General features: G+C 60.5%; 24 protein-coding genes and 3 pseudogenes. 10 read left to right on the top strand and 17 right to left on the bottom strand.

Going from position 1 to position 22,907, the window contains the following annotated elements:
• The first annotated feature begins 1,025 nt into the window (after nucleotides 1-1,025).
• Entirely contained in the window at nucleotides 1,026-1,445 is a 420-nt protein-coding gene (locus H1204_RS43160; RefSeq protein ID WP_180736174.1) for an HU family DNA-binding protein, read from the top strand.
• A gap of 1,880 nt (nucleotides 1,446-3,325) precedes the next feature.
• Here H1204_RS43160 and H1204_RS43150 read toward each other — a convergent pair.
• Together H1204_RS43150 and H1204_RS43145 are read right to left on the bottom strand one after the other, a co-directional pair.
• Nucleotides 3,326-3,757, bottom strand: coding sequence for a hypothetical protein (locus H1204_RS43150; RefSeq protein ID WP_180736173.1), 432 nt, complete (start codon nucleotides 3,755-3,757; stop codon nucleotides 3,326-3,328).
• A gap of 73 nt (nucleotides 3,758-3,830) precedes the next feature.
• Nucleotides 3,831-4,574, bottom strand: a complete 744-nt coding sequence (locus tag H1204_RS43145; RefSeq protein WP_180736172.1) for a GNAT family N-acetyltransferase — start codon at nucleotides 4,572-4,574, stop codon at nucleotides 3,831-3,833.
• A 100-nt stretch (nucleotides 4,575-4,674) separates the two neighbouring features.
• Here H1204_RS43145 and H1204_RS43140 point away from each other — a divergent pair, with 100 nt between their 5' ends.
• The gene (locus H1204_RS43140) at nucleotides 4,675-4,821 is read left to right on the top strand and encodes a hypothetical protein (RefSeq protein WP_180735221.1); all 147 of its coding nucleotides are present in this window, start codon (nucleotides 4,675-4,677) and stop codon (nucleotides 4,819-4,821) included.
• 188 nt (nucleotides 4,822-5,009) lie between these two features.
• Here H1204_RS43140 and H1204_RS43135 read toward each other — a convergent pair whose 3' ends face one another.
• On the bottom strand, nucleotides 5,010-5,273 hold the full coding sequence (locus H1204_RS43135; RefSeq protein WP_180736171.1) for a hypothetical protein: 264 nt from the start codon (nucleotides 5,271-5,273) through the stop codon (nucleotides 5,010-5,012).
• Between the two features lie 719 nt (nucleotides 5,274-5,992).
• Here H1204_RS43135 and H1204_RS43130 point away from each other — a divergent pair.
• Nucleotides 5,993-6,277: pseudogene (locus H1204_RS43130) on the top strand (ISKra4 family transposase); the annotation flags it as partial.
• Nucleotides 6,278-6,301: 24 nt separating this feature from the next.
• On the opposite strand, the gene H1204_RS43125 reads toward H1204_RS43130, so the two are convergent.
• The 3 genes from H1204_RS43125 to H1204_RS43115 all read right to left on the bottom strand — a co-directional run bounded on the left by H1204_RS43125 (nucleotide 6,302) and on the right by H1204_RS43115 (nucleotide 7,715).
• Entirely contained in the window at nucleotides 6,302-6,643 is a 342-nt protein-coding gene (locus tag H1204_RS43125) for a hypothetical protein (protein ID WP_180736170.1), read from the bottom strand.
• A gap of 214 nt (nucleotides 6,644-6,857) precedes the next feature.
• On the bottom strand, nucleotides 6,858-7,100 hold the full coding sequence (locus tag H1204_RS43120; RefSeq protein WP_180736169.1) for a hypothetical protein: 243 nt from the start codon (nucleotides 7,098-7,100) through the stop codon (nucleotides 6,858-6,860).
• Between the two features lie 165 nt (nucleotides 7,101-7,265).
• A complete protein-coding gene (locus tag H1204_RS43115; RefSeq protein ID WP_180736168.1) occupies nucleotides 7,266-7,715 on the bottom strand; it encodes a DUF29 domain-containing protein in 450 nt (149 codons plus the stop codon).
• A gap of 366 nt (nucleotides 7,716-8,081) precedes the next feature.
• Here H1204_RS43115 and H1204_RS43110 point away from each other — a divergent pair, with 366 nt between their 5' ends.
• The 4 genes and pseudogenes from H1204_RS43110 (at nucleotide 8,082) to H1204_RS43100 (ending at nucleotide 11,083) form a co-directional block, all read left to right on the top strand.
• Nucleotides 8,082-9,266, top strand: a complete 1,185-nt coding sequence (locus H1204_RS43110) for an FIST N-terminal domain-containing protein (protein WP_180736167.1) — start codon at nucleotides 8,082-8,084, stop codon at nucleotides 9,264-9,266.
• A gap of 99 nt (nucleotides 9,267-9,365) precedes the next feature.
• A pseudogene (locus tag H1204_RS52125) lies at nucleotides 9,366-9,631 on the top strand (ribonuclease Z); the annotation flags it as partial.
• Between the two features lie 390 nt (nucleotides 9,632-10,021).
• The gene (locus H1204_RS43105; RefSeq protein WP_121315149.1) at nucleotides 10,022-10,345 is read left to right on the top strand and encodes a four-helix bundle copper-binding protein; all 324 of its coding nucleotides are present in this window, start codon (nucleotides 10,022-10,024) and stop codon (nucleotides 10,343-10,345) included.
• 108 nt (nucleotides 10,346-10,453) lie between these two features.
• On the top strand, nucleotides 10,454-11,083 hold the full coding sequence (locus H1204_RS43100; RefSeq protein ID WP_180736166.1) for an alpha/beta hydrolase: 630 nt from the start codon (nucleotides 10,454-10,456) through the stop codon (nucleotides 11,081-11,083).
• Between the two features lie 248 nt (nucleotides 11,084-11,331).
• On the opposite strand, the gene H1204_RS53105 is transcribed toward H1204_RS43100, so the two are convergent.
• From H1204_RS53105 to H1204_RS52120, 3 genes and pseudogenes are all read right to left on the bottom strand, one after another.
• A complete protein-coding gene (locus H1204_RS53105; RefSeq protein ID WP_346015800.1) occupies nucleotides 11,332-11,532 on the bottom strand; it encodes a BON domain-containing protein in 201 nt (66 codons plus the stop codon).
• 78 nt (nucleotides 11,533-11,610) lie between these two features.
• Nucleotides 11,611-12,096, bottom strand: a complete 486-nt coding sequence (locus H1204_RS43095) for an aminoacyl-tRNA deacylase (RefSeq protein ID WP_180736165.1) — start codon at nucleotides 12,094-12,096, stop codon at nucleotides 11,611-11,613.
• A 532-nt stretch (nucleotides 12,097-12,628) separates the two neighbouring features.
• Nucleotides 12,629-12,949: pseudogene (locus tag H1204_RS52120) on the bottom strand (porin); the annotation flags it as partial.
• Nucleotides 12,950-13,466: 517 nt separating this feature from the next.
• Between H1204_RS52120 and H1204_RS43090 the strand changes: the two are divergent.
• Complete coding sequence (locus H1204_RS43090; RefSeq protein WP_180736164.1) at nucleotides 13,467-13,829, top strand: hypothetical protein; 363 nt, start codon at nucleotides 13,467-13,469, stop codon at nucleotides 13,827-13,829.
• 37 nt (nucleotides 13,830-13,866) lie between these two features.
• Here H1204_RS43090 and H1204_RS43085 read toward each other — a convergent pair whose 3' ends face one another.
• The 3 genes from H1204_RS43085 to H1204_RS43075 form a co-directional block, all read right to left on the bottom strand.
• Nucleotides 13,867-14,268 (bottom strand): hypothetical protein, encoded by a 402-nt coding sequence (locus H1204_RS43085; protein ID WP_180736163.1) that lies wholly within the window; start codon nucleotides 14,266-14,268, stop codon nucleotides 13,867-13,869.
• A gap of 154 nt (nucleotides 14,269-14,422) precedes the next feature.
• Entirely contained in the window at nucleotides 14,423-14,923 is a 501-nt protein-coding gene (locus tag H1204_RS43080) for a DUF2244 domain-containing protein (RefSeq protein ID WP_180736162.1), read from the bottom strand.
• Nucleotides 14,924-15,281: 358 nt separating this feature from the next.
• Nucleotides 15,282-15,803 (bottom strand): hypothetical protein, encoded by a 522-nt coding sequence (locus H1204_RS43075; RefSeq protein ID WP_243469104.1) that lies wholly within the window; start codon nucleotides 15,801-15,803, stop codon nucleotides 15,282-15,284.
• 1,140 nt (nucleotides 15,804-16,943) lie between these two features.
• Here H1204_RS43075 and H1204_RS43070 point away from each other — a divergent pair.
• Nucleotides 16,944-17,246 carry a DUF1488 family protein gene (locus tag H1204_RS43070; RefSeq protein WP_243469103.1) on the top strand — a complete coding sequence of 101 codons (303 nt, stop codon included), beginning with the start codon at nucleotides 16,944-16,946 and terminating at the stop codon, nucleotides 17,244-17,246.
• A 95-nt stretch (nucleotides 17,247-17,341) separates the two neighbouring features.
• On the top strand, nucleotides 17,342-17,884 hold the full coding sequence (locus H1204_RS43065; RefSeq protein WP_180736160.1) for a hypothetical protein: 543 nt from the start codon (nucleotides 17,342-17,344) through the stop codon (nucleotides 17,882-17,884).
• A 194-nt stretch (nucleotides 17,885-18,078) separates the two neighbouring features.
• Here H1204_RS43065 and H1204_RS43060 read toward each other — a convergent pair whose 3' ends face one another.
• From H1204_RS43060 to H1204_RS43040, 5 genes are read right to left on the bottom strand one after another with little or no spacing between them, the layout of a single operon-like run.
• Nucleotides 18,079-18,420, bottom strand: a complete 342-nt coding sequence (locus tag H1204_RS43060) for a cytochrome C oxidase subunit IV family protein (protein ID WP_114224645.1) — start codon at nucleotides 18,418-18,420, stop codon at nucleotides 18,079-18,081.
• An 8-nt stretch (nucleotides 18,421-18,428) separates the two neighbouring features.
• Nucleotides 18,429-19,136 (bottom strand): heme-copper oxidase subunit III family protein, encoded by a 708-nt coding sequence (locus H1204_RS43055; protein WP_180736159.1) that lies wholly within the window; start codon nucleotides 19,134-19,136, stop codon nucleotides 18,429-18,431.
• Entirely contained in the window at nucleotides 19,133-19,744 is a 612-nt protein-coding gene (locus tag H1204_RS43050; RefSeq protein WP_180736158.1) for a cytochrome c oxidase subunit 3, read from the bottom strand. Before H1204_RS43050 ends, H1204_RS43055 begins: the two co-directional genes overlap by 4 nt.
• Nucleotides 19,741-21,495 carry a cytochrome c oxidase subunit I gene (gene ctaD, locus H1204_RS43045; RefSeq protein WP_180736157.1) on the bottom strand — a complete coding sequence of 585 codons (1,755 nt, stop codon included), beginning with the start codon at nucleotides 21,493-21,495 and terminating at the stop codon, nucleotides 19,741-19,743. The genes H1204_RS43050 and ctaD overlap by 4 nt, the downstream gene beginning before the upstream one ends.
• Nucleotides 21,496-21,508: 13 nt before the next feature.
• Nucleotides 21,509-22,657: a c-type cytochrome gene (locus H1204_RS43040; protein ID WP_180736156.1), complete on the bottom strand. Its 1,149-nt coding sequence runs from the start codon at nucleotides 22,655-22,657 to the stop codon at nucleotides 21,509-21,511.
• Between the last annotated feature and the right edge of the window lie 250 nt (nucleotides 22,658-22,907).

Genomic DNA, 22,907 nt, shown 5'->3' with positions numbered 1-22,907 from the left:
GCCGCGGCAAAGCATCTGTCGTAGCACATTGGCTTCAAGATTCGATTTGACGACGCCAGCTTTGTTGGCGACCTTACGTACCTCTACTTCAGCCATCTGTGCCGCCTTATTTTTTTCTTGACAGTGAGTCTCTCGGAAGTACGGCATAACGGCCGAAAATCCCATAACTTGAGCCCGCTGCAGGAGACAATCCATATTGGATTGGTTTAACGTTTGAGCCAAGTGTCGGCCGACACGCATGCGTACGAAGCCCCCATTGTTTTTTGCTGTATCCGCCAATGGGGTTCGGCAAGCGGCTGGCTGTCTGGTGGTCTTGCGTGTGGAGACAAATGCTCGTGGCGGTGCCCGTCTGGGTGGCATCATGGCCAGCCGCTGAAAACGGCCATGCTTATGCCACTACTTGCTGTCACGTTAGCGACGTTTGCACTGATGCTACCTATCGTTGGCTACATGGTTAGGCGAGGCTTCGCATCTCATGGACTCCCGACCCCCGCCAAACTTCGTCTATGGGGCGCAACGATGCTAGGGCTTTCCAGCTTCGGATGGTCCGTCTTGTTTACTGCGCCTGTCGCGCTTGTCGTCCATTCCATTCAGCATGACCATCAGATTCTCGCGTTTGCATTAAATCTCCTTGCAGGCGTTATCGTCGGACTCTATGTGATTTTGCCCCAGCAAGCGCTCAGACTGGCTCGCCAAGTCGGCGCGGAGAGTTAATAACACCACGTAGGCGTCGACAATCGGGCCGGCCTCTACATCGAATTCCTGTCCGTAGCGAGAAACCCACCTACTACTCGAACTCATCGGTCGTCAGTACGCACCGCCACACGGCTCCTTTCTGTCGCAAGCAATCAATAGGCGAGGACCAAAATCTCATCAAAATCCCCAGTTTCAGGAGCTATTCTGCTTGCATTGCAAATAGGCCGTTGCTACGCTAGCCACAGCTTACGACGGTGCATGTGCCGAGCGCTCAGTGCTCAGGGGTGTTTCGTCTTAAGCGACTCTCCTAATCCAGAAAGAGGACGCAAATGGCAACAAAAGCCGCGAAGCCCGCAACAAAAAAGCCTGCAACCAAATCGGCAGCTCCCAAAGCTGCTCCGACGAAGAAGGCTGCAGCAACAGTAACAACGCTCAAACCGCTGAAAGATACGTTCACGAAGACCTCACTTGCTGCTCACGTGGCAACTCAGGCCGGTGTTGAGCCGAAGCAAGCGAAGGCCATCCTTGCGGCTCTGGAAGACACCATCCTGGGTTCTGTTCACAAGAAGGGGGCCGGCGAATTCACGCTGTCGGGCCTGCTCAAGATTGGCGTCCAGCAAGTTCCGGCGAAAAAGAAGCGTTTCGGCAAGGACCCGTTCACGGGTGAAGAGCGCTGGTTTGACGCCAAGCCGGCGACCGTACGCCTGAAGGTGCGTGCGCTGAAGAAGCTGAAGGATGCAGCTGCCTGAGCACCGCGTCGCGAATAGTAGAGGCCCGCTTTCGAGCGGGCCTTTTTATAGGCCGAACCACCGCTTTCCGTTGACAAGTTAGCCTGCCGTAAATTCCTCCACACTTCGAGAAAAGTAATGTTGTTCTCGAGGTCACGATATTGCTGTATTGAAGCGATGTCCGAGTCGACGATACCGGACAGGATTGCCTGGATTTGTTTTTCTCCCCGGTAAATAAGCTACCAATCCATTGCCGCTTCCATGAAGCCGGCGTCCGGGATGCCCGTCAGAAAAATCTCAATGAAAAGGATTCCGCTCGCCGCGAGCATGTTGAACACGCGAAGTGTAAGAGCTCGAGCGGCTTCTGCCTTCAGGTAGTCGTACCGGACGGCAGCATAAGCAAGGTCCTACCGCACCGTCCGCTCAGGGCTTGTCCCTGCTGCGAACACTTCTTGGTGCTTCCCCGGTGCTTCCACCGCTCCTCCTTCGGCGATAGAAGAGTACGCTGCATCCAATCGCGACAAACACGACCGCCATCAGGCCGACGCTCATGCCAGTCGCGCCGCGCGGATTGCTCACGCTGAAAGCAGCAGAAGCGACCGCTGGCACAGAGGCATGACCAGCGACAGGCTGCGGCAGCGCGATGCCAGCGGCACTCCCCCGCTGCACGAGGGATGCTTCCGAGGTCGGGGATGCCTGTGGACTTGGTTCGGGAACTACGTCGGAAGTGGGTCCTACCGGAGCCATAGCAGTCACGGAAGCTATAGCCGGAGCCACTGCAGTGCGAGAATTGGTTTCGACAGACTTGGCCATCGCCTTCCAGCGAGCAAATACGCTGTCGATGCAGTGGACGTCGGTGCAGGTGCTCCGCGATTGTCTCCACTGAGCGAGTTGTTCGGGCGAGAGCTTCCCACTTCTCAGCAGAGCCTGCTGCTGCGCGAAGATATCGTCGTATTCATTGTTCAGGATGGCGTGGTCGCATATGACGCGCTCAGCCGGTTGTCGGGTGGTCGCACATTGAATATCGCGCGCCCATGCTCCAGATGAGCCTAAAGCTACCAATGGCAACAGCAATGCTAGATGTCGTCTCAGACGCACGAGTTCCCCTACAACGTTATTGCCGTGATTGGACCGCGGTCGCTTGTGCGTGCACTCCAAGGTGTGCTGAAACCGCGGATACTTGGCGCGTCGGCTACCCTAGCTCATCGCCGTACGCAACGACACACCCTTCAAGTAGGAAACTTGCTGTCAAAGCGCACAGTGCTGCCTCGTCGATAGACCTCGGCGGCGTTGTTTCAATTCCCGCATCTTCAAGAACTCTTCGGCGCTGAGTTCGATTTTCCTTCGCAGATGGCACTTCCTTCCCAAGAAAGGCGCAGGTTATGGAGTAAGGAAATGCCTCAAAGCACTGCGTTTTCCTCGTTGAACGTCATGGCGCCATCACACGATTCTCCCACACTGCACCCATCGCAGCCTCCTTCTGATTTGAGAAAATCCTGAGTGCAGTCGCGCTCTCACAAGTTCGAGCAAGGGTTGCGTTAATGCTGGCCGGCTTTCAGTAACATCCAAATCTACCGCGTCGGGGGTCCGGCAAGAATTCTCGCAACCCCCCGCGGCATCGAACACAGGTGCGGTGCTCTTCCACTCGCGCATCCTTTGCCGCGCCAGCACCGTTGAGCGTGAGGTCTTGGTACGGAGGCTCAGCGGCCACCTTCCCGTGGAGATCAGCACAGCGCGCGCAGGGTTGAATCCAAAGGTCCATTCATCAGCTGCCGATGATTGCGAGCGGTCACGCAGCCAGCCGATGCGCGTAGTATGGCCGGTCTCTGTCGTCCAGTATCGCATACTGCGCCGCCAGGTCCGACCCATTCGAATTTAGCCACGTGTCAACGCTTTCCGGCTTAAAGGGGATGATGCACCGGCCATGTTCGGCGGCCGCCACTTCTGCCGGCGGCTGGTCTGTTACGCAACGAATATGAAGATGTGAGCTTTGCGCGTTTTTGGCTCTCTAAGTCTATGAAGTCAGAAAAAAGAGAGACGTTACGACATCTTCCGCTTACCTCAACGAAATGCCAAAGCTTGCCCATGAAGATTCCTTCCGGCTCGTATTGCACGTCCGGGTGTTTCGCCTTCGCGTGCGCGAGCAGGTCATCCCGGTTTTCTGTCGGGATATCGAGTCTAATCGGCTCGTCGTTTGCCCATCTGGTGCCGGTGCCAATAACACGCTCACCCTTGAGCAGCACGCACTCGAACCCCTCGCCTTTATGGCCGCGGAGGTCGTCAATATTGGCCGCCTGGTACGGACCGCAATACGCGAGAATCTGTTCAATCACGACAACCTCCCTTTGTGGCTCCTGTGTGGCTCGTATAGCCAGGCGGAATCCGCGCAAAGAAGGGGCACCGGAACTAGCGTAGCTCCAGCTCAATGTCGTCAAAGAGTACGTGCTGAAGCCCGCTCGAGAACAGGACGCCAAGTTCGTCAATCTTCGCGCGAAGGAAGTTGACGGTAAGGTGAAGGAAGTGCGCGCCAGATGACGAGTGAATATCCGCTAAAACGGCAATACTGAAGTGCGTCGCCTTGCGCTGGTGCGAAAGACGGAACTCGAGTTCAAGGAGCCCAGCTACCGCCAGCTGAGCAACGGACTCGGCGAGTGCGGCCCCGACACCAACGCCGCGATGCTGAGGCATGACCCAGATTTCAAGCACCTCAATTTCAATCGATGGACGCTGTCCGGTGGTGGCGTCCTCGATACGGACTACGAAGGTGCAGTAGCCCACCGGTGAGCGACCAGCATACGCGACGAGCTGGTACCCGAACCGCGCGCAACCGGCGACGGACTCGCCGTCTCCGCAATCTTCCCCCTCGGTCACAGAGGACCATGCACTGTGTTGCTCTGACAGACTTTGGCCCGAAAGAGGCGCTGCCTCGCAGCTCGTCTCATCCTGCTCGCGCGCATCACGCAGCTTCTTTCGCAGTAAGCGGGCCGAAGCATGGGGCGATGAATTTTCATGGTGCCCGCAGTAGACGACATATCGGCGGCCGCCGCGCTCACACTCAAGAACCGCACCTCCGGGCCGGACCTCAAGCGGCAACGGCGTGGCAAGCGGCTTAGACAGCAGTGAATGGCGCGCGTGCAGGTCGACAGTCATGCGGACGTTAGTCAGTCTCTGGATGGACAGGTGAGCCCCTATTTTACCGGCACACCAGACCTTACGCTCAGCCAAGGACGCGATGACCGGAGATACTGCGATGGACGACCGATTCGATAGACGAGAACTGCTGCTTCACGTCGGGGACATGCTCGAAGCCTTGAGCTGTTTGACCAAGACAGGTCGGCCGGATGCGCCGGTGGCTCGACTTGCGAAGAAGCAGGATTCGTTGCAGGAATTCGGGTAGCCAAGTGCTCAGGGGAGCAATGCTCCTGGCGGGTGTTCAATCATTAGTTGTCGAACCACGTCGGACAGGGGATATCTGTCAACATCCATAGAGCCACCGCAAAAGAGCGACCGGCGTAGCACTCGCGCGACGCGACGGGGAGTATCTTCACTCCATCACAGTGTGAAGTCGCGCGAGTGGCTCTTTCGTCAGTCGACTTGAGCCGTTGCTGCGGGCTTCTCTTCGTTCAGCCCTTTACGGATAATTTCGGCGACCTGGTCAACGTCTTCCACCGTATTGAACATGGCAAATGAAATTCGAATGCCGCCGCGCTTCGGCGATACGCGGACCTGATTGCGAGCGAAGTAGTCCGCCCATCTTTCGACTGGGAGCGCCAACACATAAATGTGGGCCGAATTCCAGCAATTCACCGCGGTACATGTTTGCTTGACGCTCCCGTGGCGCGTGGCCATTTCCTCGTCGATTACATGGGCCTGGTTGTTAGCGCACCCGCGACCTTCCACCCGATATTTGGCACAGCCACGCGTCCCAACGTCACGGCCGAAATCACCCGCAAAATCACCTTGCCGTGAGCGCACCCGGCGGCGACGAGAGAAGGTCGCGACCCAGTCCCCGCAACAGCTCATACGGGGACAGGAATGGGCGAGCTCGCGGCGATGCTGTAGCAATCTTTTCGCTGCATGATCGCCTTGGACGCCCGTCCCATGAATTCCCGAATCCCAGGACCTTTTTATGGTCTCCGCCTCTTTTCTTCGACCATTTATTCGGAAATGAAGAGATACGGGAGGAGCCAATGGTTTAATGGTTTGGCCATGTCTACCTGTCATTAGCAGGTAGAGAACGTTCGTAGAGGGATATGAATCCGACGTTACCATGAGAGATCACCAGCCTGCTCGAAGGACCGTTCATGACCGATAGTGTTTGCAAGGACTTCCCCCGAGAGTCAAGATCGGGGTTCCGCATTTGGAGACCGCGCCAAAGCGGGGCTAAATTTTGGCCTGCGTATGGGCGGAGGGAGAGTTTATAGTGGCTCCGACCTTCCGAAGCGACGTCCATCCTCCAGTTGCGAATCAGTCTGCACGGCGTCAGCGCGCCGGTCTGGCGGCGACTCCTGATTCCCGAGAAAGCTGGGTTGGGAACTCGACGCGGCATGCAGTCCCGAGCAGGCTAACTGGTGGCCAGACTGGATGATTTCATCGGTTACCTCGAGAACGACCAGCGCTTTATCGTGAACTACGGGGACCGCTACCGTCATGGCGGGCCGATCATGTCCAGCTTCGCTCCGTCGGCGGTCGTAGCGCTTTGTGAAGCGGCAGCAGAGGCGTGGCGACCAACTCATGCTCAGGGCCTTCTGCGGCCGAGGACGGCCGTCCTGAATGACCAGTTACGATCATGCTCCGAGCGATGGTATCCGACGCCCGCAGGCTACTACTGCACTCATCATATCGCAGCATAGAGCCCCCACTTTGGCGCGGTCTGCTCACCGCCTGGTCAGCATCAGGAGGATTTTCTGTACGATGCGCTCATGCTGCTCCAGCGCCTCATCGAGGGTACGTGCTCCGTAGCTCTCGTTGTCCCGCGGTTGCATGCCGGCAATGCGCGTCACGAACAGCCGGACCTCCCCCTTACTGGTTCCGGACACACCGCGGAAGCGGGTCGTGATTGTCACACCGGATTCTTCCAGCAACGTGCGGCGAAAGATCTGTTCGTTCCCAGACATCCAGCGCGACCATTCGCCGCGGTCAAATACCTCGACAGGCGTGTTCTTCTCGTCAAGGACATAGAAGTGTTCGTGTTTGCGCGTGACAGTGCTGGATTTCATATCTCAATGGTATGGCGTAAGCAGGAAGCAGATCGCCTCCTGCCATCAGGTCTCATCAATGTGCCCAACCCAGTCGTTATGTTTTGTCGCCTTCACGACATCCGGTTGCCCAGGACCAGCCAGCGCGTTGTCAAGCGCCCCGCCGAAACGCGCTGGAACGTGTGAGACGTCGTCAACCATTCAACGAGGGGATACCCAACGTTTTCTGGATGGATCATGGGCGTTCGGAATTCGGGAACTCGACCATGTTGGCAAGACGCCTGGCTTCGGCAAAACGCTGTTCCGTCATACACGTCCGCGTGACCGCTTCCCATGCGAGATATGCACCGAAGGCGTAGTCGCGATACGTGCTGCGCGTTACCTCGGACAACACTGAATCAGCTTTCCTGAGTTGGAGCTTGATCTCTTCCTCGACCGCAGCGGTCACTTCTTCATACGTCCACAGGCTCTTGCTCATTCCACGTCCCCATCATCGAACTGGTCATAGTCCCGCCTCTCGCCGCGTCGATCGATTCAAGTTCCGCGGTGATGTTCAGGCGGTCGATTCCTGTGCCCCGCCGGCACGCAGTAATGCCGCCGGTTCAGTGGCGCAGCGGAGAAGTCCCGATCCACCGGGGTGCTCTCATTGCGCGCGCCTGCCCTGGTCCGGCCAGAACATCGGATCGAGGCCCTGCTCCATCGCCCACGGGCAGCGCTCAGGCAAGAACGCAAACCCGATACTCGTCTCCCTGCTCGCTTGCTGGCGGGCGTCGGCCCACACATCCTTGATCCACTCGTCATCGGCGAGGCTTAACTTCGGGCTGGGCGTGCCCCTCAGCTGCGCCTTCAGCCGCTCGCGCTGCACGCGGATCATCGAATGCAGGCTCGGCGAGCGCAACTCTTGGTACTTCCACCTGAGAAGCCAAACGGTAAGGCTCGCTATGCGGTGCGTCATGTCACGCACTTCATCTCTGGCCACGTCCTCAATTTCATCGGCGATGTGCTTGACGTCGATTTCCTCAAACCGCCCGGCGCGCAGCAGCGCTGCCTGTTCCCGGGCCCACGCGATAATGTCCTGATCGTAACTTGTCATGGTGGTGATCCCTCGAAGTCCGGCAGTCAGTGGAGCCTGGAGATGCACGACGCAAGTGCTGCTACGCCGGTGGCGCGCGCGACGATGCTCCGGACGACGGGAACCCAGTGAAACGTCCAGCTGCGCGCGAGCCGGAAGCGCTCGTGATATCGTCGCTGCGCGCTGCTTTTCAATAGGTAATGTAGCACCCGGCAGTCTTCAAATCAGGGACGCGGGGCAGAGCTTCATTGGGCCGGGGTGTTACCATCTCTCTTGTGTTCGAGCGCTCGATGAGTACACCTTGAATCACAGATTGTTTGTTCCCTGAACGCCACCTCGACCGCGATGTCGTCGCCGGCGTGTTGTTGCCTTCGGCAGGTTTGTGCCATGAACCACGCTTCGTTTGTCCACGCTCACGCTGCTGACGCCGATTGGCGAGTGGCGCTCGCCGAGTGCCGGCAGCAACTTGACACCCGGATGACGGCGAGTGCGGCAGAGCAACACGTATCCGCACAGTTCACGCTCGGCTGGTGTTACCTGAGCGACTATTACGCATCCGAGTCCGCGGCGATCCTCGACGAACTGCGGCGCGCGTACCCAGGCGTCGCCTGGGTCGGTACGGTCGGCGTCGGCGTGGCCGCCAGCGGCGTCGAGTACATCGACGAACCGGCCCTGGCGCTGATGCTCGCGCCGCTGCCGCGGGAGTCGTTCCGGCTCTTCTCCGGGCAACAGCCTCTGCCTGCGGGGTCCTCCAGGTTCGTCGCCCATACGGCCCTCGTTCATGCCGAGGGCACCACACCGGACCTGCAGGAATTGTTGCAAGAACTGAGTGCCCGCACGACCACAGGCTATCTTTTCGGCGGTCTGTCCTCGGCGCGAAACCGTCCGCTCCACTTCGCCGACGGTGTGTTCAGCGGCGGGTTGTCCGGCGTGCTGTTCGGGCCCGATGTCGGTCTGATCTCACGTGTGACGCAGGGCTGCCAACCTGCCGGGCCGGTGCGTACCATCACCCGGGCCGAACACAATCTGGTGGTCACGCTGGACGGCAAGCCCGCGCTCGATTGCGTGTTGCAGGATCTTGGGCTCGACGAGGATCTGTCAACTGATGAACTGTCACAGGCCCTGTCGACCACGCTGGTGGGCTTGAGCACCGGTGCCGAGGATGTGCCGACATGGCCCGGAAAATTCGGCGCGGATACGTTCGTGCGGCACCTGGTCGGTGTCGATCCCCGGCACCGGATATTGGCGATTGCGGATCAGATCGAGACAGGCATGCATCTGGCGTTTTGCACGCGCAATGCCGAGGCCGCCAGGCGAGATCTGGTGCGCATTGCGACGGAGATCCGGGCGGAACTGGAAAGCAGCACGACAGCCCACCTGTCGGGCGCGCTGTATGTCAGTTGCGCGGGACGCGGCGGGCCGCATTTTGGAGCGCGGCATGCGGAACTGCAGACGGTGCGGAATGCCCTGGGCGAGGTGCCGCTGGTGGGCTTCTTCGCCGGCGGCGAGATCGCAAGGAGTCACCTGTACGGCTACACGGGGGTATTGACGGTTTTCACAAGCCGGGACTGAGTAGCGCGTACCGAGCCCCATACCGTAGTGGCCAACTAGACGGCGCGACGCCCCGATATGACACCCAGGCTGCACTTCATGCGCCGCGCCGACCTATTAATGTACGCCATCTTCCTACCATCGCTAGTCAATGACACGTTTGGCGATCCGGGTCTATACGTGGACTTTCGCGATGAACGGCGTGCCCTCCTTTTCGATATCGGCGATATCGCGAATCTAATGCCGGGCCAACTGCTGCGTTTGTCACACATGTTCGGTACCCATACGCACATGGACCAATATCCGCCTTCGATCATCTGCTGCGCGTGACGCTTTGCCGCAAGGCCGGGATCGTGATGTTTGGCGGCCCCAATTTTCTGGCTCAGCAACGAAAAGGTTACCAGGGTTCATCGAGAGTAAACAGCCTCTTTGTTCATTTTGTTAACGGGTCTTGGTGCAAAGCCGCTACGTAGCCCCGCTCGCAACGATCAGTGTGTCGCGACGTTCCGCCGGCTATTGGGTTCGCCCCGTACCTGCTCAGAATACCCTCTGCGCTTCTCGGAACCGCTGTTGGCATGACGCTCTACGAATAAAACTCGAAACGTTTAACGAAGCCACTCGCGAGAAATCCGACTCGCCGCTTCGCTTTACGGCACCGACACTAATGACTACTCTGCTATGAGAGCCGCGCTGCTCGGCCCTGAACTCATTCGCAACCCTTGGAGGAGAGCACGCGGCGGTGCCGAATAACGCTATTCAAGTCTGGAGCCTCGTCGATGAACCCCGAAATCTATCAGCCGTCTATTGAAGCCTGCGATGCCTGTGCCGCTGCCTGCGATCGCTGCGCATCCGCCTGCCTCGATGAACCGGGCCGGGTAAACATGGCCAAATGTATTCGCCTGAACGCCGATTGCGCTTCGCTATGCCGCCTTACATCTGCGGCGTTGGCTCGACAAAGCCATTTCGCACCCGAGTTTTGCGAACTCTGCGCGCGGATCTGTGACGAGTGCGCCGATGAATGTGCGCGGCATGCGCCTGAGCACTGCGGCACATGCAGCGATGCGTGCCGGAGATGCGCGGAAGCCTGCCGGGCAATCTGATGCCTTGCTCAGCATCAGCGCGCCCGCGTCAATGACGGTGAGCGCGTCGCGTATTGGGTCGGAAAATGTCGTACCCGGCTTGAGGACGCCATGGACCCTCGGCTCCAAATGCAGGAAGTCACCATTCCGGTGGAAGACGCCTTCCTGATGGGCACGCTTGCGCTGCCACAGGACGCTCAATCATTGGTTCTGTTCGCGCACGGCAGCGGCAGTTCAAGGTTCAGCCCTCGTAACCAGTATGTGGCCACCGAACTCAATCGGGCCAGCATCGGAACGCTGCTGATGGACTTGCTCTCCGAGCACGAAGACACCGGTCCCGCTGCCCGCTTCGACATCGAACTGCTGGCCGTGCGTCTTGCGCGAGCAACGGCCTGGATCGCGGCGAAGCAGACGACACGTCTCTCGTTTGGTTACTTCGGCGCGAGCACGGGCGCTGCTGCGGCGATCCGCGCGGCGCACGTGTCGTCGGTCCCGATTGAGGCGATCGTTTCGCGAGGCGGCAGGCCCGATCTCGCCGGACGCGACGTCCTCGCCGCGGCCCAGGCGCCTACGTTGCTGGTGGTAGGCGGGCTCGACGCCACTGTCATCGAAGTCAACCGGGATGCTTTCGCTCTGCTCGGATGTCCGAAGGATCTTGTGATCGTCCCCGGCGCGACCCACCTGTTCGAAGAGCCCGGCACACTGGAAGCCGTTGCGCGGTACGCGGTGCAGTGGTTCGAGCGTTATCTCGGCGCCTAAGCGCCCGCACGCAGCACGAGCGTGTCGTTAGCGCGGCGCTCCGCAGTGGCGCCCAGTGGCTGACTCTCCCGATTCAGCGTTTCGTATAACCGTCGCAATACTACGCGTCCTCGACATTGACCTCGGACAATGCCGGAGAACACCAACTCTAAGCGTCCGCAGCCAGGTATCCTCCGGACAGGACGGCCATCGTGAGGCCCGACAGGATCTTACGCGCACCCATTTCACTACGCGGGCCTGCAGTCAGATCAGGCCCGTACCTGGATACGATTAACGACGCCCCGGATAGCATCCGGACACCCGCCGTCCTGTTCCGCCCGCCGTCTGTCGGCCTTGGTCGCCACCCGACCTGCTAGCGTGATCCTGTGGTTTTCCATCTGGAACTTCACGTGTCGTTCGCGTTCGAAGCTGGCCGTCAACTGTTTCGAGACCGTATCAATGCGTTGCACTGCCTCGGGAAAAGGGTCGGTGGCGCAGCGCACTCTATGCCGCACTGCGCAAACCGTGCCGTGCCGGGCAGGCGCCGGTCAACTTGACACACCGTGCATGCGACGGGCGAAGCGTGCCCGCTCGGCCCGGTCCATCAGGTCCAGGAAATGAACCGTGCCCATATGAATCAGCGCCTCATGATCGCCGGCCTCGAAATACACGTCCGGTTGCTGGGCGAGGCTCTCGTCAAGATAGGTTCTCATGCCATAGGCCGTACATACCGGCGGTAGCGCTCCCATGTCGCAATCCTTGAACAGTTCCCGCAGATCGACCTCTTTGGCGAGCAGAAGGTGGCGCCCGGTCTTTGCCCAAAGCTCGGACAACCGAACGGCGTAGGTCGATGGCAGCACAGTCGCCACATAGCCGTGCTCGTCTTCAAAAAGCACGGTCTTGGCGAGGCGATCGCCGGGAATATGCGCGGCCGCCGCGGTTTCGATGCTGGAATGGCTGTGCGGATGATGGACGATTTCGTACTGGGAGCCCTTGCTGCGCAGGCAGTCTTGGAGAGTAGCAGAAATCGACATGACACACCTCCTCGGGAGGAAAACGGGAGATTATTGCGCGAGATTCCTTAAGAATAGTTCGCTTTCGCTTGCGTGTGAAAAACATGCTGGCGACAGCGCCACGCCTGCGCGGACATGACGACGAATAGGAGGATGCCCCGTACGGTACCGGGATCCGCTTTCGCCAATAATACCCCGATCCACTACTGGACGACGGCGACCATGCGTCATAGCTTGGCCCTTCTAGCCTGGCCCTTCTAGCTTGGCCCTTCTCGCTGTTGCCCCTGTGGTTTCCGCAATATCTGGCTGGAGCAGCAGTCACCAGGTTCAACCACGCATTGCCTCACACGAGACTACATACGCCTACCCGAAACCCTTGCTGGGCTTTATTTCGTAGTCTTCGCCATGCTTATGCTCGTTCACGCAGCTCCAGTACTTCAACGTCACCAACACGCTAAGAACTCGCCCTGACAATTCATGGAATCGGATGTAATTCCATAAATAAGCGCCGCAACCGCGGCGCTTATTTATGCTTCAGGCAATTCAGACGGCGTCAGAACCGATGCACGATACCCACACCCACACCGACCATGCTGCGGGATGAAGACGGCGTCGAGTAAAAGCGATCGCTCAGCGTTGCCGTCGCATTGATGATGTTGCCGGCACCGTTATTACCGGGCGTCTGGCCACTCGCGCGCTGATATGCCCGCAACGCATAAGGACCCGTGCGCTTGGAAAGCGGATAGTATTCGGAGAGGTTGAACTGCTGGTACCGTGCACTGCTCGTGATGCAGTTGGACGTCGTCGCGTACGTATAGCTGTAGCCCGTCGCGAAGTCCCATGCTGCGACCGGCTTTCAGTGGAGCACGATGCCCGGACATCAAATGAACGCGGCAAGTCATCGCGCCATACTAAAAGAACGCCTCGCCACATGGCATGACTGGGCTGTCTGAACCGCAGCCGAATGAATTATCTGATCAGGATAACTACTCTTGAGCCAAACACGTAACCTACGCTCGTCAACTTGACAGTGCCGTCGCGGGCCCTTGCCACTACCTTGCGCCGTGCCCGAGGCCCGCGCTGGACGGAGCACAGCCAATGCGAGTCGCGGCTGTATGTGCCGGAGGCGTCTTCGCGCGGGCTGGACGGACACTGCCGGGACCTGCCTCGCGCCGCGGCGCGAGCCGTAGCTGCAGCGTGACGTTCGATGTCTGCACGGCATCGAGCCGCCCCTGCAGCACACCGGACTGGCGACGGTGCGTCAGCGAATGCACCTGCACTGCCTCGACCGCGTGGTAAAGGTCCACCTCGCGTCTGCCGGGCCGTCGCCATTGCGCGTGATTCTGGTGCAATATAAGAGTGCGGTAACTGCCGACGAAGACGGAGGCAGCGTGGAAAACTTCACCAGGCTCGGGCTGTTTTGTCGGCTATTCCTTGGTCTGTTTGTGGGCTTCTTTTGCGTAACGGCCGCCCTTTTTGTACGTTACACGTCGGAGGAACAGCTGCCGCAGGTACTCGTCGCGCAGTCGAAAAACGCGTCACAAACCATGTCGGGAAGCGCCCCGGCAGTCCCATTCAGATCCGCTTTCCCACATCAACCAACAACGCCGTCGCTGGATACCGAGGAAAAGACACTCATTGCGTCGTCGGCTTCCACTTTCGTCGCGTTCATTGCGGCCGCGGTGACTAACGTTCTGATCCGGCGGAAAGACAGGGCGAACGCGGTCAAAGAAAAGCGGGACCCGTCCCGTTAGCCCCGAACCAGGAAGTTGCACCTCGACCCGCGCAACGTCAGCTGTGCGACCTGGTACGCATGCCGCCCACGCCGACCTTGCCACGCCCGGTTTTGCCATGCGATGAAATGCCCGGACGCGGCTTCTTCCTGGAGACAGCCGTGAATGTCGGCTGATCTGCTGGGTAGTGAGTCACCCGATTCACCGCTGCGTGACAGGCCCGATGGTCCTGGTTGAGGGCGAGCTTGACGGCTTGCACGCCACAGGATTTCCCACCGCTTTTGATCACGTCGCGCAACCGAACCGACAACGATTTGCGGCGCGGCGCAGGGGCATTCCCGGATCCGATCTGCTCGAACCAGGCGTCGGCGCGCACGATCGCGTGCTTCACGCCGTTGACGGTAACGTATGTCACCGTCTTGCCGAGTTCGTAGATGGGGGCCTTAACGTCGATTGCCATGATGGACACCTCCCCGAACGATACCGAGTGCGCGGCGCATTTCGCGTGGCGCCGATCATTGGCGTGAGCATCGCGTGCGGTATCGGCATCGTCGGGGCGCTCGGCGCGTTGCTGTGCGGCCGATCTGCAATGCCAGCGATCATCGGCCGGCATGTCAACAGTCGGCCGCGATAAAGCGGCGCAATTGGAGCACGAACTCCGCGCGAGCGGCGGCAGGTAGTTGCCGTCCGACGGGAATACGCTGCCAGCCGTCGCAAAGGTAGACGGCGCCATCGCTGTCGCCGAGAGACACGGCCAGGCGGGCCGCATTCATCCGATGCATCGTGCGGCGTCCGCGCTCGTGTATTTCGACGATCACGAACGGGGGCGCGAACGTCAGCACTTCGCCGTCCGTCGCGTGCCTGGCGTAGGCGATAAAGGCGATGCCGACAGCCACGGTGCAAAACATCGAGAAAGGCAGCGCGAGCCACACGCCGAATGCGAATGCCGCTGCCACTCCGATCACGAGGACGAGCGCCATGAGGAACACGGTCGCACCGAGCGACTGCCGCGGCGTGAGCGAGCAGTTGCGTTTGAGGCGCCACTCGCGGGTCGGCACACCTCCCTCGCCGTCAAAACGGCCAGGCCCGTACGACTGCCTGAAGTATGCATACATGATCGAAAGTCACGCATCGTGGAGCCATTCGTGACGCGCAATGCGCCCGCGCTGCCGCTCTGCCTTCCTAAGTATCACACGTTCGAGACGCCGCCCTCGTCGAATGACGGGATGTATCGGCATTCCCAGCTTGTCAGCGCGCGACGACCGACGCGGCGATCCGGTCGGCCAGCACCCGAGAATGCGGCTCAGCGCAGCGGCTTGTGCCGCCGCGCTGCGGTTCTCCAGCGCCGTCTGGAGCGTCGCCTGTTGCGTCAAGGTAGCGCGGAAGGGCTGCCCCGATTGCAGCGTCCTGCTCATGTTATTACGCGGCGAGCCTTTTCTGCTCTGGAGACCGGTCCATCAGCACGGCACCGGACTACGACGGGCCGCCCGCGTCCGCCTTGACCCTACGGGATGTCTTGCGCTCTAGTCTCATGTACAGGTTCGCCGTCACGATGCCGAAGACGATGTGAACTAACAGGCTGGCCCAGTTGCGCGCTTCTACGAACCACGGAAAAAACTGTGTCATGCCGTAGAAATTAATCAGGTAAACGGCTGCAGCAAAAGCGCCACCCGCCAGTGAAGCCATCCCCATGCTCGAGTCAAGGTTGAATGACGTCATGATCAGACCGAGGATAAGCGCCAATACGATGGCAAGGGCAAAATGCACCACAAAGGCCGCGAGCACGATGCCAATTGAAAATGCTTGCTGCGATTGCAATGCGCCTCGTCCCAGCATGATCGCGGCGACCATGCGTGGGGGCTCCAGCAGACTTCCGCCCGTCATCAGTGCCATCAGGATAACCCCTAACGCCAGGAACACAGCGCCCGCGATGACGCCTGCCAGTGCGGCTGCCCGCCAGTCGGGCTGGCCGTGCGTGAAATGATGGGATTCCATGTGAAGTTCCACAATTTCTCTCCCGATTGATTCGGATAATTCATTCTAGTCCTCCAACTCACGAGACTGATAGCGCCGCATGGCTATCGCCACCCCGACGGATGATCCACGTTCTGGCGACGACGTGACGTGATGAACTGTACGTGCAAGAGACCCTTGAGGCACGTCAGTTATTGGACGCGGCAGACCTGTCAGCGGATCGGTAATTGGTCTTTTAGCTCGCAGTGGAGGATCAAATGCCTGCGAAACCCCAGATCGCAACGCCGCGATGGACACGGCCCAACGAAGGGCGTTCCGGGACCGGCTGGGGCTTCCGTCCGGCGACGCTTTGACGAACGGTACAAGCCGCCTCCGTTAGAAGGCGACTGCTCGAACGAACTCGACGTCGACGACATGCTTCTGGAAGTACAGGACACTGGAAGCTCGTTCCCCTGAGGCGATGCTCAGGAATAAAAGTACGCATCGAGCGCCCACGGTAGCGCGGTCAGGCGTCTCACCATAGCCGCGAGCGTATCGGGTGACACGGCCGCGAACGTAATGGTCAATACTCCATAGCAGTGGCGGCGATCCACATGGATCCGAACGTGGTTCGACTGGCAAGCCTCGAAACCGAGAACCTGCCGGGCAGCAACGGCCCTCAAGTTCCCTGCCTTTGCTCGCACGCTGAGCCGGGAACGATCGCACTGGGCCGGTGTGCTGTCCCGAGCTGGCGTGACCTGCGTCGTGGGATCGTCCGGTGGCACTTCGATTTGCTCGTCGGTCGGCCGACGCGCACCTTCTGCGCACCATGCTAGCGGCGATTCCGCTACTGACTCTCTTCCGCGTCTACGTGTTGCATCTCCGCTAGGGCCCGTCTTTGCTGCTCGCGGCGATCCTCCCCACCGATCCGGTGCTGGCCCACGGTGACCAGCTGCACAATCATCGAAATCGCGCTGCTTGTGTCGCTGTTTGCGATCGGCCTGCGCTTGCGTCTGGGCGAGCTCGATAAACTCTGGACCGTACCGCCGCGACTCCGCAAGTGGACGTCGGGGCGGATCCATACGTCTTGGTACGCCGGTGGAATTGCCAATGCATCGCTAGCGCAATGAAGGGTTCGCCATGAGTGCGATTCCGCCGCGGCCAGCCCATGAGGATTCCCTTATGCACATCACTTTTCCCGACGAGCAGCCGGCCTTCGACGACGCGAATCTGACAGTGCGCTTTACGGCGCGCGTCGACAGTGAGCCGGTTGAATGCGGCAATTACCGCCGAGGCGCTGAAAGATCATTTCGGCGCCCAGTCCGCGCTGGAATCCGCCCCAATGGCTGCTTTCGACAACGCCGCAATCGTATCTGTTCAGTTTGCGCGGAAGCGATCGACCAGAACGGCGACAAAGGAGTAGTGTTACATAGCGGACTGTTCAGAGTGGATGGCATGGAACCCGATCGCGGCACCACGGCATAGTCCCGGCGCGTGCCACCGCACGCACCTCTGCCTCGGCGCGGGTGAGGTGGGGCGGCATACTCTGCAACCGCTAGTCAACGATGGAAGGAGGCCACATGTCACTCATCGTCGCAGCACGCTTTACGACATTCCCCGCCGCTGAAGACGCGGCGCAACGGCTCTTCAATGCCGGTTTCGTCGAGGAGGACGTCACACTGTTTTTCGTCAATCCGCCCGGCCAGCACGGAGTCGATACCGGCACCGACGCAAACGCGAGGGAGGCGCCGAAGGGTGCCGAGATGGGCGTCACGATTGGCGCAGTGGTTGGCGCCATGGTCGGCGTCGGGATCTTCGCAGCGTTTTCAGCGCCGCTTATCGTGTCGCTGATCGCGGCCGGGGTGAGTGCGTATGTCGGTTCATTGGTCGGCGCGATGGTGAGCACGCGTGAAGCCAGCTACGAAGATACCCGTGATTCCGGCGTGCTGGTCGCCGTACACGTGTCGCCGGAGAGCCAGTTAGAAGCCGCACGGGTGCTGCGCGATGCGGGAGGCGGGGCGATCGAACGTGCGACCGGCCGCTGGCAACAAGGGCGGTGGGCGGACTTCGATCCGCTCAGGCAGCCTGTGCCGCTCAACGAATTCAGCGAGAAGCACGCCTGATTTGAAGGTGTTTTTCGCTGAGATTTTCAGCGAGCCAGGAAATAGGAACGGCTTTGTTGGGTCGTTTTGTATTCAGAGCGGTGGGTTCCAGGCAGGCCCTTGCCACCGCTCGTCTTGCAGGACGACTTCAGGCCGAGCTCTTCGAGGAGCGAGGGACGCAACGGCCGTCGGCTGAGGAACGGTCGGCGAAGGGGTCAATGGAAGAATAGTTCCCGCATGCCGAAGGTGTGATGCGCTTCGGCAGCCATCAGAACCAGCAGCACCAGCAGGCACAGGGGCGGTATCAGGATGGCGTACACCAGCGCCAGCCGCTCCCACATCATGTGCATGAAAATCGACACGATCAGCCCGGCCTTGGCGATCATGAGCACGACGATCAGCGCCCAGCGCAGCAGGCCCTGCACGTGGAAGTAGTCCACCATGTACGACATCGTGCTCAGTACGAACAGCAGGCCCCAGATTTTCAGGTAGATACCAATCGGATGCTGCTGGCCGTGCGCGGCGTCGGGTAGATGGGCAGGATCGGTGTGGTCCATGATCTGCCTCACCACAAATAGAACAGCGCAAAGATGAACACCCACACCAGGTCGACGAAGTGCCAGTACAAGCCGGCAATCTCCACGATCTGGAAGTTGCCGCGCTCGGTGAACCCCGGCTGAAGGATCTTGCGTGCGATCAGCAGCAGGTAGATCACACCGCAGGTCACGTGAAAGCCGTGGAACCCGGTGATCATGAAGAAGCACGCGCCAAACTGCGCCGCGCCCATCGGGTTGCCCCAGGGGCGGATACCTTCATGGACGATCAGCTTGGTCCATTCGAAGGCCTGCATCGACACGAAGGTCGCGCCCAGCAGCGCAGTCGCCAGCAACAGTGCGGCGGCGCGTTTTGCGTTGCGCCGGTAGCCAAAGTTGACAGCCATCGCCATGGTGCCGCTGCTGGTGATCAGGGTGAACGTCATGATGGCGATCAGCAGCAAGGGCACATCCACGCCGCCCACAGTGAGCCCGAATACCTTGGAAGGGTCAGGCCACGGCACCGTGGTCGACATGCGCACCGTCATGTAGCCTATCAGGAAGCTGCTGAAGATAAAGGTGTCCGACAGCAGGAAGATCCACATCATCGCCTTGCCCCACGGCACCTTGAAGGCTTCGCGGTCGGCCGACCAGTCCGTGACGATGCCGCGCCAGCCGTCAGGCCCGGCGTCGGTGGGCGTGGTGGCAGCGGATTCGGTCGGGAGCGTGGGCGTGGTCATGGCGCGGCTCCATACAGCGGCCCGCAGATGGCGGCGACGAACCCAGGGGTGATCCACCACATCGCCGCCAGTAGCACGAGCCAGACAGCCAGCAGGAAATGCCAGTAGATGGCGCACAGCGCGATGGCGCGCTGGGCTCGGAAGGGGTCCCCGCGCTGGAGACGCACGATCGTCACCGCCCAGGCCACCAGCCCGCCCAGCACATGCAACCCGTGCAGGCCGGTGAGCAGGTAGAGGAAACTATTGGAGGGATTGACGGTGACGGTCTGCCCGGCCGCCGACAGCATGCGCCAGGCGGTCATTTGTCCGATCACGAACACGGCCGCCAGCACACCGCTGGACACCAGCCACGCCGCGCGGTGTAAGGTCAGCTGCCGGGCACGCTGCATAGCAATGCTTGCCAGAACCAGCGCGCCGGTGTTCCACCACAGCAGCGCCGGATGCGGGATCGGCCGCCAGTCGGGCTCGCGCATGCGCATTGCATAGGCGAACAGCAGCAATGAAAACAATGTCGTTGCCACCGCCATGAAGACGATCAGGCCGACGCGGCTCGCATTCCGCAAGACAGGTGGCGCGTCAGGAACGAAGGAGCGGCGCAGTGTGGTCATTCGCGTGCCTCGCCGGGTTCAAGCGTCGGGTGGGCCGGTTCAGGCGCCGTCGCTGGCGGCTGGTTTTGCGGGACGAAGTCTTCCTCGTGCCCCGGCGGGCTGTATTCGTACGCCCAGCGGTAGACGACGGGCAGTGCGGCGCCCCAGTTGCCGTGCACTGGCGGCGTTTGCGGCGTCTGCCATTCCAGCGTGGTGGCCCGCCAGGGGTTGCTGTCGGCACGCTTGCCGCGCACGAGGCTCCACGCCAGGTTGTACAGGAACAGCAACTGCGACGCCGCAACGATCAGCGCAACGACGGTGATGAACGTGTTGAGCGTCTGCGCCGAAGGTGGAATGAAGCTGTAGCCCTCATACGCGTAATACCGCCGCGGCATGCCCAGGATGCCGAGATAGTGCATCGGGAAGTAGATCGCATAGGTGCCGAGGAAGGTAACCCAGAAGTGCACGCGCCCGAGCGTGTCGTTGAGCATGCGGCCCGTCACCTTCGGATACCAGTGATACATGCCGCCAAACACCACCAGGATCGGCGACACGGCCATCACCATATGGAAGTGCGCCACCACGAAGTACGTGTTCGAAAGCGGAATGTCCACGCTCACGTTGCCGAGGTAGAGCCCGGTCAGCCCACCCAGGACGAAGGTGCTGATGAAGCCGATGGCAAACAGCATCGGCACGGTCAGGTGGATATCGCCGCGCCACAGCGTCAGCACCCAGTTGTAGACCTTGAGGGCGGTCGGGATGGCGATGATGAGTGTGGTGGTGGCAAAGAAGAAGCCGAAGTACGGATTCATGCCGGCGATGAACATGTGGTGCGCCCAGACTACGAAGCTCAGCGCACCGATGATGATGATGGCCCACACCATCATCTTGTGGCCGAAGATGCTCTTGCGCGCGTGCGTGCTGATGAGGTCCGACACGATGCCAAAGGCCGGTAGCGCGACGATGTAGACCTCCGGATGCCCGAAGAACCAGAACAGGTGCTGGAACAGCAGCGGGCTACCGCCGGCATGCTTGAGCGTCTGCCCCATCGACACCACAGCCGGTATGAAGAAGCTGGTGCCGAGTGTCTTGTCGAGCAGCATCATCACCGCCGACACGAACAGTGCCGGAAACGCCAGAAGCGCCAGGATGGTCGCCACGAAGATGCCCCACACCGTGAGCGGCATGCGCATGAGCGTCATGCCGCGCGTGCGCGCCTGCAGCGTGGTGGTGACGTAATTCAAGCCGCCCATCGTTGTCGCGACGATGAAGATCGCCAGCGACACCAGCATCAACACGATGCCCCATTCCACGCCCGGCGTGCCCGGCAGGATGGCCTGGGGTGGATACAGCGTCCAGCCTGCGCCGGTCGGCCCGCCTGGCACGAAGAAGCTCGCCATCAGCACCAGCACGGCCAGCAGGTAGACCCAGTAGCTCAGCATGTTGAGAAACGGGAACACCATGTCGCGGGCGCCCAGCATCAGCGGGATCAGGTAGTTGCCGAAGCCGCCCAAAAACAGCGCCGTCAGCAGGTAGATCACCATGATCATCCCGTGCATGGTGACGAACTGGTAGTAGTGGTTGGCGTCGATGAAACTGAACTTGCCCGGAAAGCCGAGCTGCAGCCGCATCAGGTCCGACAACACAAGGCCGACCAGGCCGATGGAGATGGCCGTCAGCGAATACTGCACGGCGATGACCTTGTGGTCCTGGCTCCAGACATAGCGGGTCCAGAAGCTTTGCGGGACGTGATCGGTGTGCGCGTAGGACATTGCGTCTGCTCCGCTAGGGTTGGGCTGCGCTGCTGGCGCCCGGGCCGCCTTGCGATTTGATGTAGGTCACCAGCGCGGTCAGCTCCTGCTCGCTCAGGTCGAAGTTTGGCATGATGGGTGAGAAGCCCTTCACGACGCGGGCCTTCGGGTCGCGGATGAAGGCGCGCAGATAGGCTTCGTCCACCTTCGCGGTGCTGCCGTCGGCCATCGTTTCGGTCTTGCCGTACAGGCCCTTCCAGGTGGGGCCCACGCGCGGACTGCCGTCCACGGTATGGCAGGCGATGCAGCCCTTGGCCTCTGCGAGCGCCTTGCCCTGATCAGCGAGCGCCCGGGCGCTGCCGCCTGCAGCGGCGGGTGCGGCCTGAACCTTGGCCTGCTGCCGCTGCGCGAACGTGCTCTGCTGCGCCAGCCAGCGCGAGAACGATGCTTCGTCTTCCACCACCACCACGCCGCGCATGTTGGAGTGCCCGATACCGCAAAGCTGCGCGCACAGGATGTCGTAACGCCCTGCCTTGGTCGGCGTGAACCAGAAGGTGGTCACCATGCCCGGCACTATGTTCATGCGCGCACGGAACGGCGGTACGTAGAAGTCGTGTAGCACGTCGCGCGACCGTGTCAGGACCTGGATCGGCCGGTTGATCGGCAGGTGCACCTCGGGCGTCTCGATCAGGTAGTTGTCACGGCCGTTGGGGTCGCCGGGGTTCAGGCCGAAGGGGTTGTCGTTGCTGATGTAGCGCACGTCCGACGTGCCCAGCTTGCCACCGGGGCCGGCAAAGCGGAAGCGCCATTGCCATTGCTGGGCGAGCACTTCCACCTGCAGCACGTTAGGTGGCGGCCGTACGTAGTCCGCGTAGACGAAGAGCCCCGGTGCCAGCAACGCTGCCACGCCGACAGACGTCAGGCCGATCAACCACCATTCCAGCCGCTTGTTGTGCGGCTCGTAAGCAGCGCGATGACCCCTGCGGTGGCGGTAGCGCACCAGTGCGATCACGATGAACAGGTTGATCGCGATGAAGAGCGCGCCGGTAATGACGATCGTGATCGTCAGCATGTCGTCCATGCGCACCCAGTTCGAGGCGATCGGTGTGATCCACCAGGGACTGGCAAAATGAAACCCTACCGCCAATACGATGATCAGGCTCAGGGTAATCGCAAGCGCCATACGCCACCTCGCTGCGCGTCACTCGCTGGAGCCGCTAACAAAAAAGGCTCCTGGCGTCGTTGTGCCGCCTTGCAGTACTTCGTACTGCCTGCGCAGGCACTTCTGCCAGGACCGCTTCGCTGTGCGTTGCAAGCGGCTCTAAAGCAAAGGTAGTCCTCTCCTCTGCAACGTGCAAGGCAGCGCAAGGGGGAAGCGCGCCCCATATACGGATCGTGCGAATAGAGGAGTCACTTGCTGCGATGCAATGCAA

The sequence above is a fragment of the Paraburkholderia sp. PGU19 genome, from assembly GCF_013426915.1.
Classification (GTDB): Bacteria; Pseudomonadota; Gammaproteobacteria; order Burkholderiales; family Burkholderiaceae; genus Paraburkholderia.
This window is presented reverse-complemented; position numbering and strand designations above follow the sequence as displayed.

Excerpts from the sequence above, each read along its gene's own strand:
- H1204_RS43160 (WP_180736174.1), top strand. The coding sequence starts at position 1,026 with ATGGCAACAAAAGCCGCGAAGCCCGCAACAAAAAAGCCTGCAACCAAA.
- H1204_RS43145 (WP_180736172.1), bottom strand. The coding sequence starts at position 4,574 with ATGACTGTCGACCTGCACGCGCGCCATTCACTGCTGTCTAAGCCGCTT.
- H1204_RS43140 (WP_180735221.1), top strand. The coding sequence starts at position 4,675 with ATGGACGACCGATTCGATAGACGAGAACTGCTGCTTCACGTCGGGGAC.
- H1204_RS43135 (WP_180736171.1), bottom strand. The coding sequence starts at position 5,273 with ATGGCCACGCGCCACGGGAGCGTCAAGCAAACATGTACCGCGGTGAAT.
- H1204_RS43125 (WP_180736170.1), bottom strand. The coding sequence starts at position 6,643 with ATGAAATCCAGCACTGTCACGCGCAAACACGAACACTTCTATGTCCTT.
- H1204_RS43120 (WP_180736169.1), bottom strand. The coding sequence starts at position 7,100 with ATGAGCAAGAGCCTGTGGACGTATGAAGAAGTGACCGCTGCGGTCGAG.
- H1204_RS43115 (WP_180736168.1), bottom strand. The coding sequence starts at position 7,715 with ATGACAAGTTACGATCAGGACATTATCGCGTGGGCCCGGGAACAGGCA.
- H1204_RS43110 (WP_180736167.1), top strand. The coding sequence starts at position 8,082 with ATGAACCACGCTTCGTTTGTCCACGCTCACGCTGCTGACGCCGATTGG.
- H1204_RS43105 (WP_121315149.1), top strand. The coding sequence starts at position 10,022 with ATGAACCCCGAAATCTATCAGCCGTCTATTGAAGCCTGCGATGCCTGT.
- H1204_RS43100 (WP_180736166.1), top strand. The coding sequence starts at position 10,454 with ATGCAGGAAGTCACCATTCCGGTGGAAGACGCCTTCCTGATGGGCACG.
- H1204_RS43095 (WP_180736165.1), bottom strand. The coding sequence starts at position 12,096 with ATGTCGATTTCTGCTACTCTCCAAGACTGCCTGCGCAGCAAGGGCTCC.
- H1204_RS43085 (WP_180736163.1), bottom strand. The coding sequence starts at position 14,268 with ATGGCAATCGACGTTAAGGCCCCCATCTACGAACTCGGCAAGACGGTG.
- H1204_RS43080 (WP_180736162.1), bottom strand. The coding sequence starts at position 14,923 with ATGTATGCATACTTCAGGCAGTCGTACGGGCCTGGCCGTTTTGACGGC.
- H1204_RS43075 (WP_243469104.1), bottom strand. The coding sequence starts at position 15,803 with ATGGAATCCCATCATTTCACGCACGGCCAGCCCGACTGGCGGGCAGCC.
- H1204_RS43070 (WP_243469103.1), top strand. The coding sequence starts at position 16,944 with ATGCACATCACTTTTCCCGACGAGCAGCCGGCCTTCGACGACGCGAAT.
- H1204_RS43065 (WP_180736160.1), top strand. The coding sequence starts at position 17,342 with ATGTCACTCATCGTCGCAGCACGCTTTACGACATTCCCCGCCGCTGAA.
- H1204_RS43060 (WP_114224645.1), bottom strand. The coding sequence starts at position 18,420 with ATGGACCACACCGATCCTGCCCATCTACCCGACGCCGCGCACGGCCAG.
- H1204_RS43055 (WP_180736159.1), bottom strand. The coding sequence starts at position 19,136 with ATGACCACGCCCACGCTCCCGACCGAATCCGCTGCCACCACGCCCACC.
- H1204_RS43050 (WP_180736158.1), bottom strand. The coding sequence starts at position 19,744 with ATGACCACACTGCGCCGCTCCTTCGTTCCTGACGCGCCACCTGTCTTG.
- ctaD (WP_180736157.1), bottom strand. The coding sequence starts at position 21,495 with ATGTCCTACGCGCACACCGATCACGTCCCGCAAAGCTTCTGGACCCGC.
- H1204_RS43040 (WP_180736156.1), bottom strand. The coding sequence starts at position 22,657 with ATGGCGCTTGCGATTACCCTGAGCCTGATCATCGTATTGGCGGTAGGG.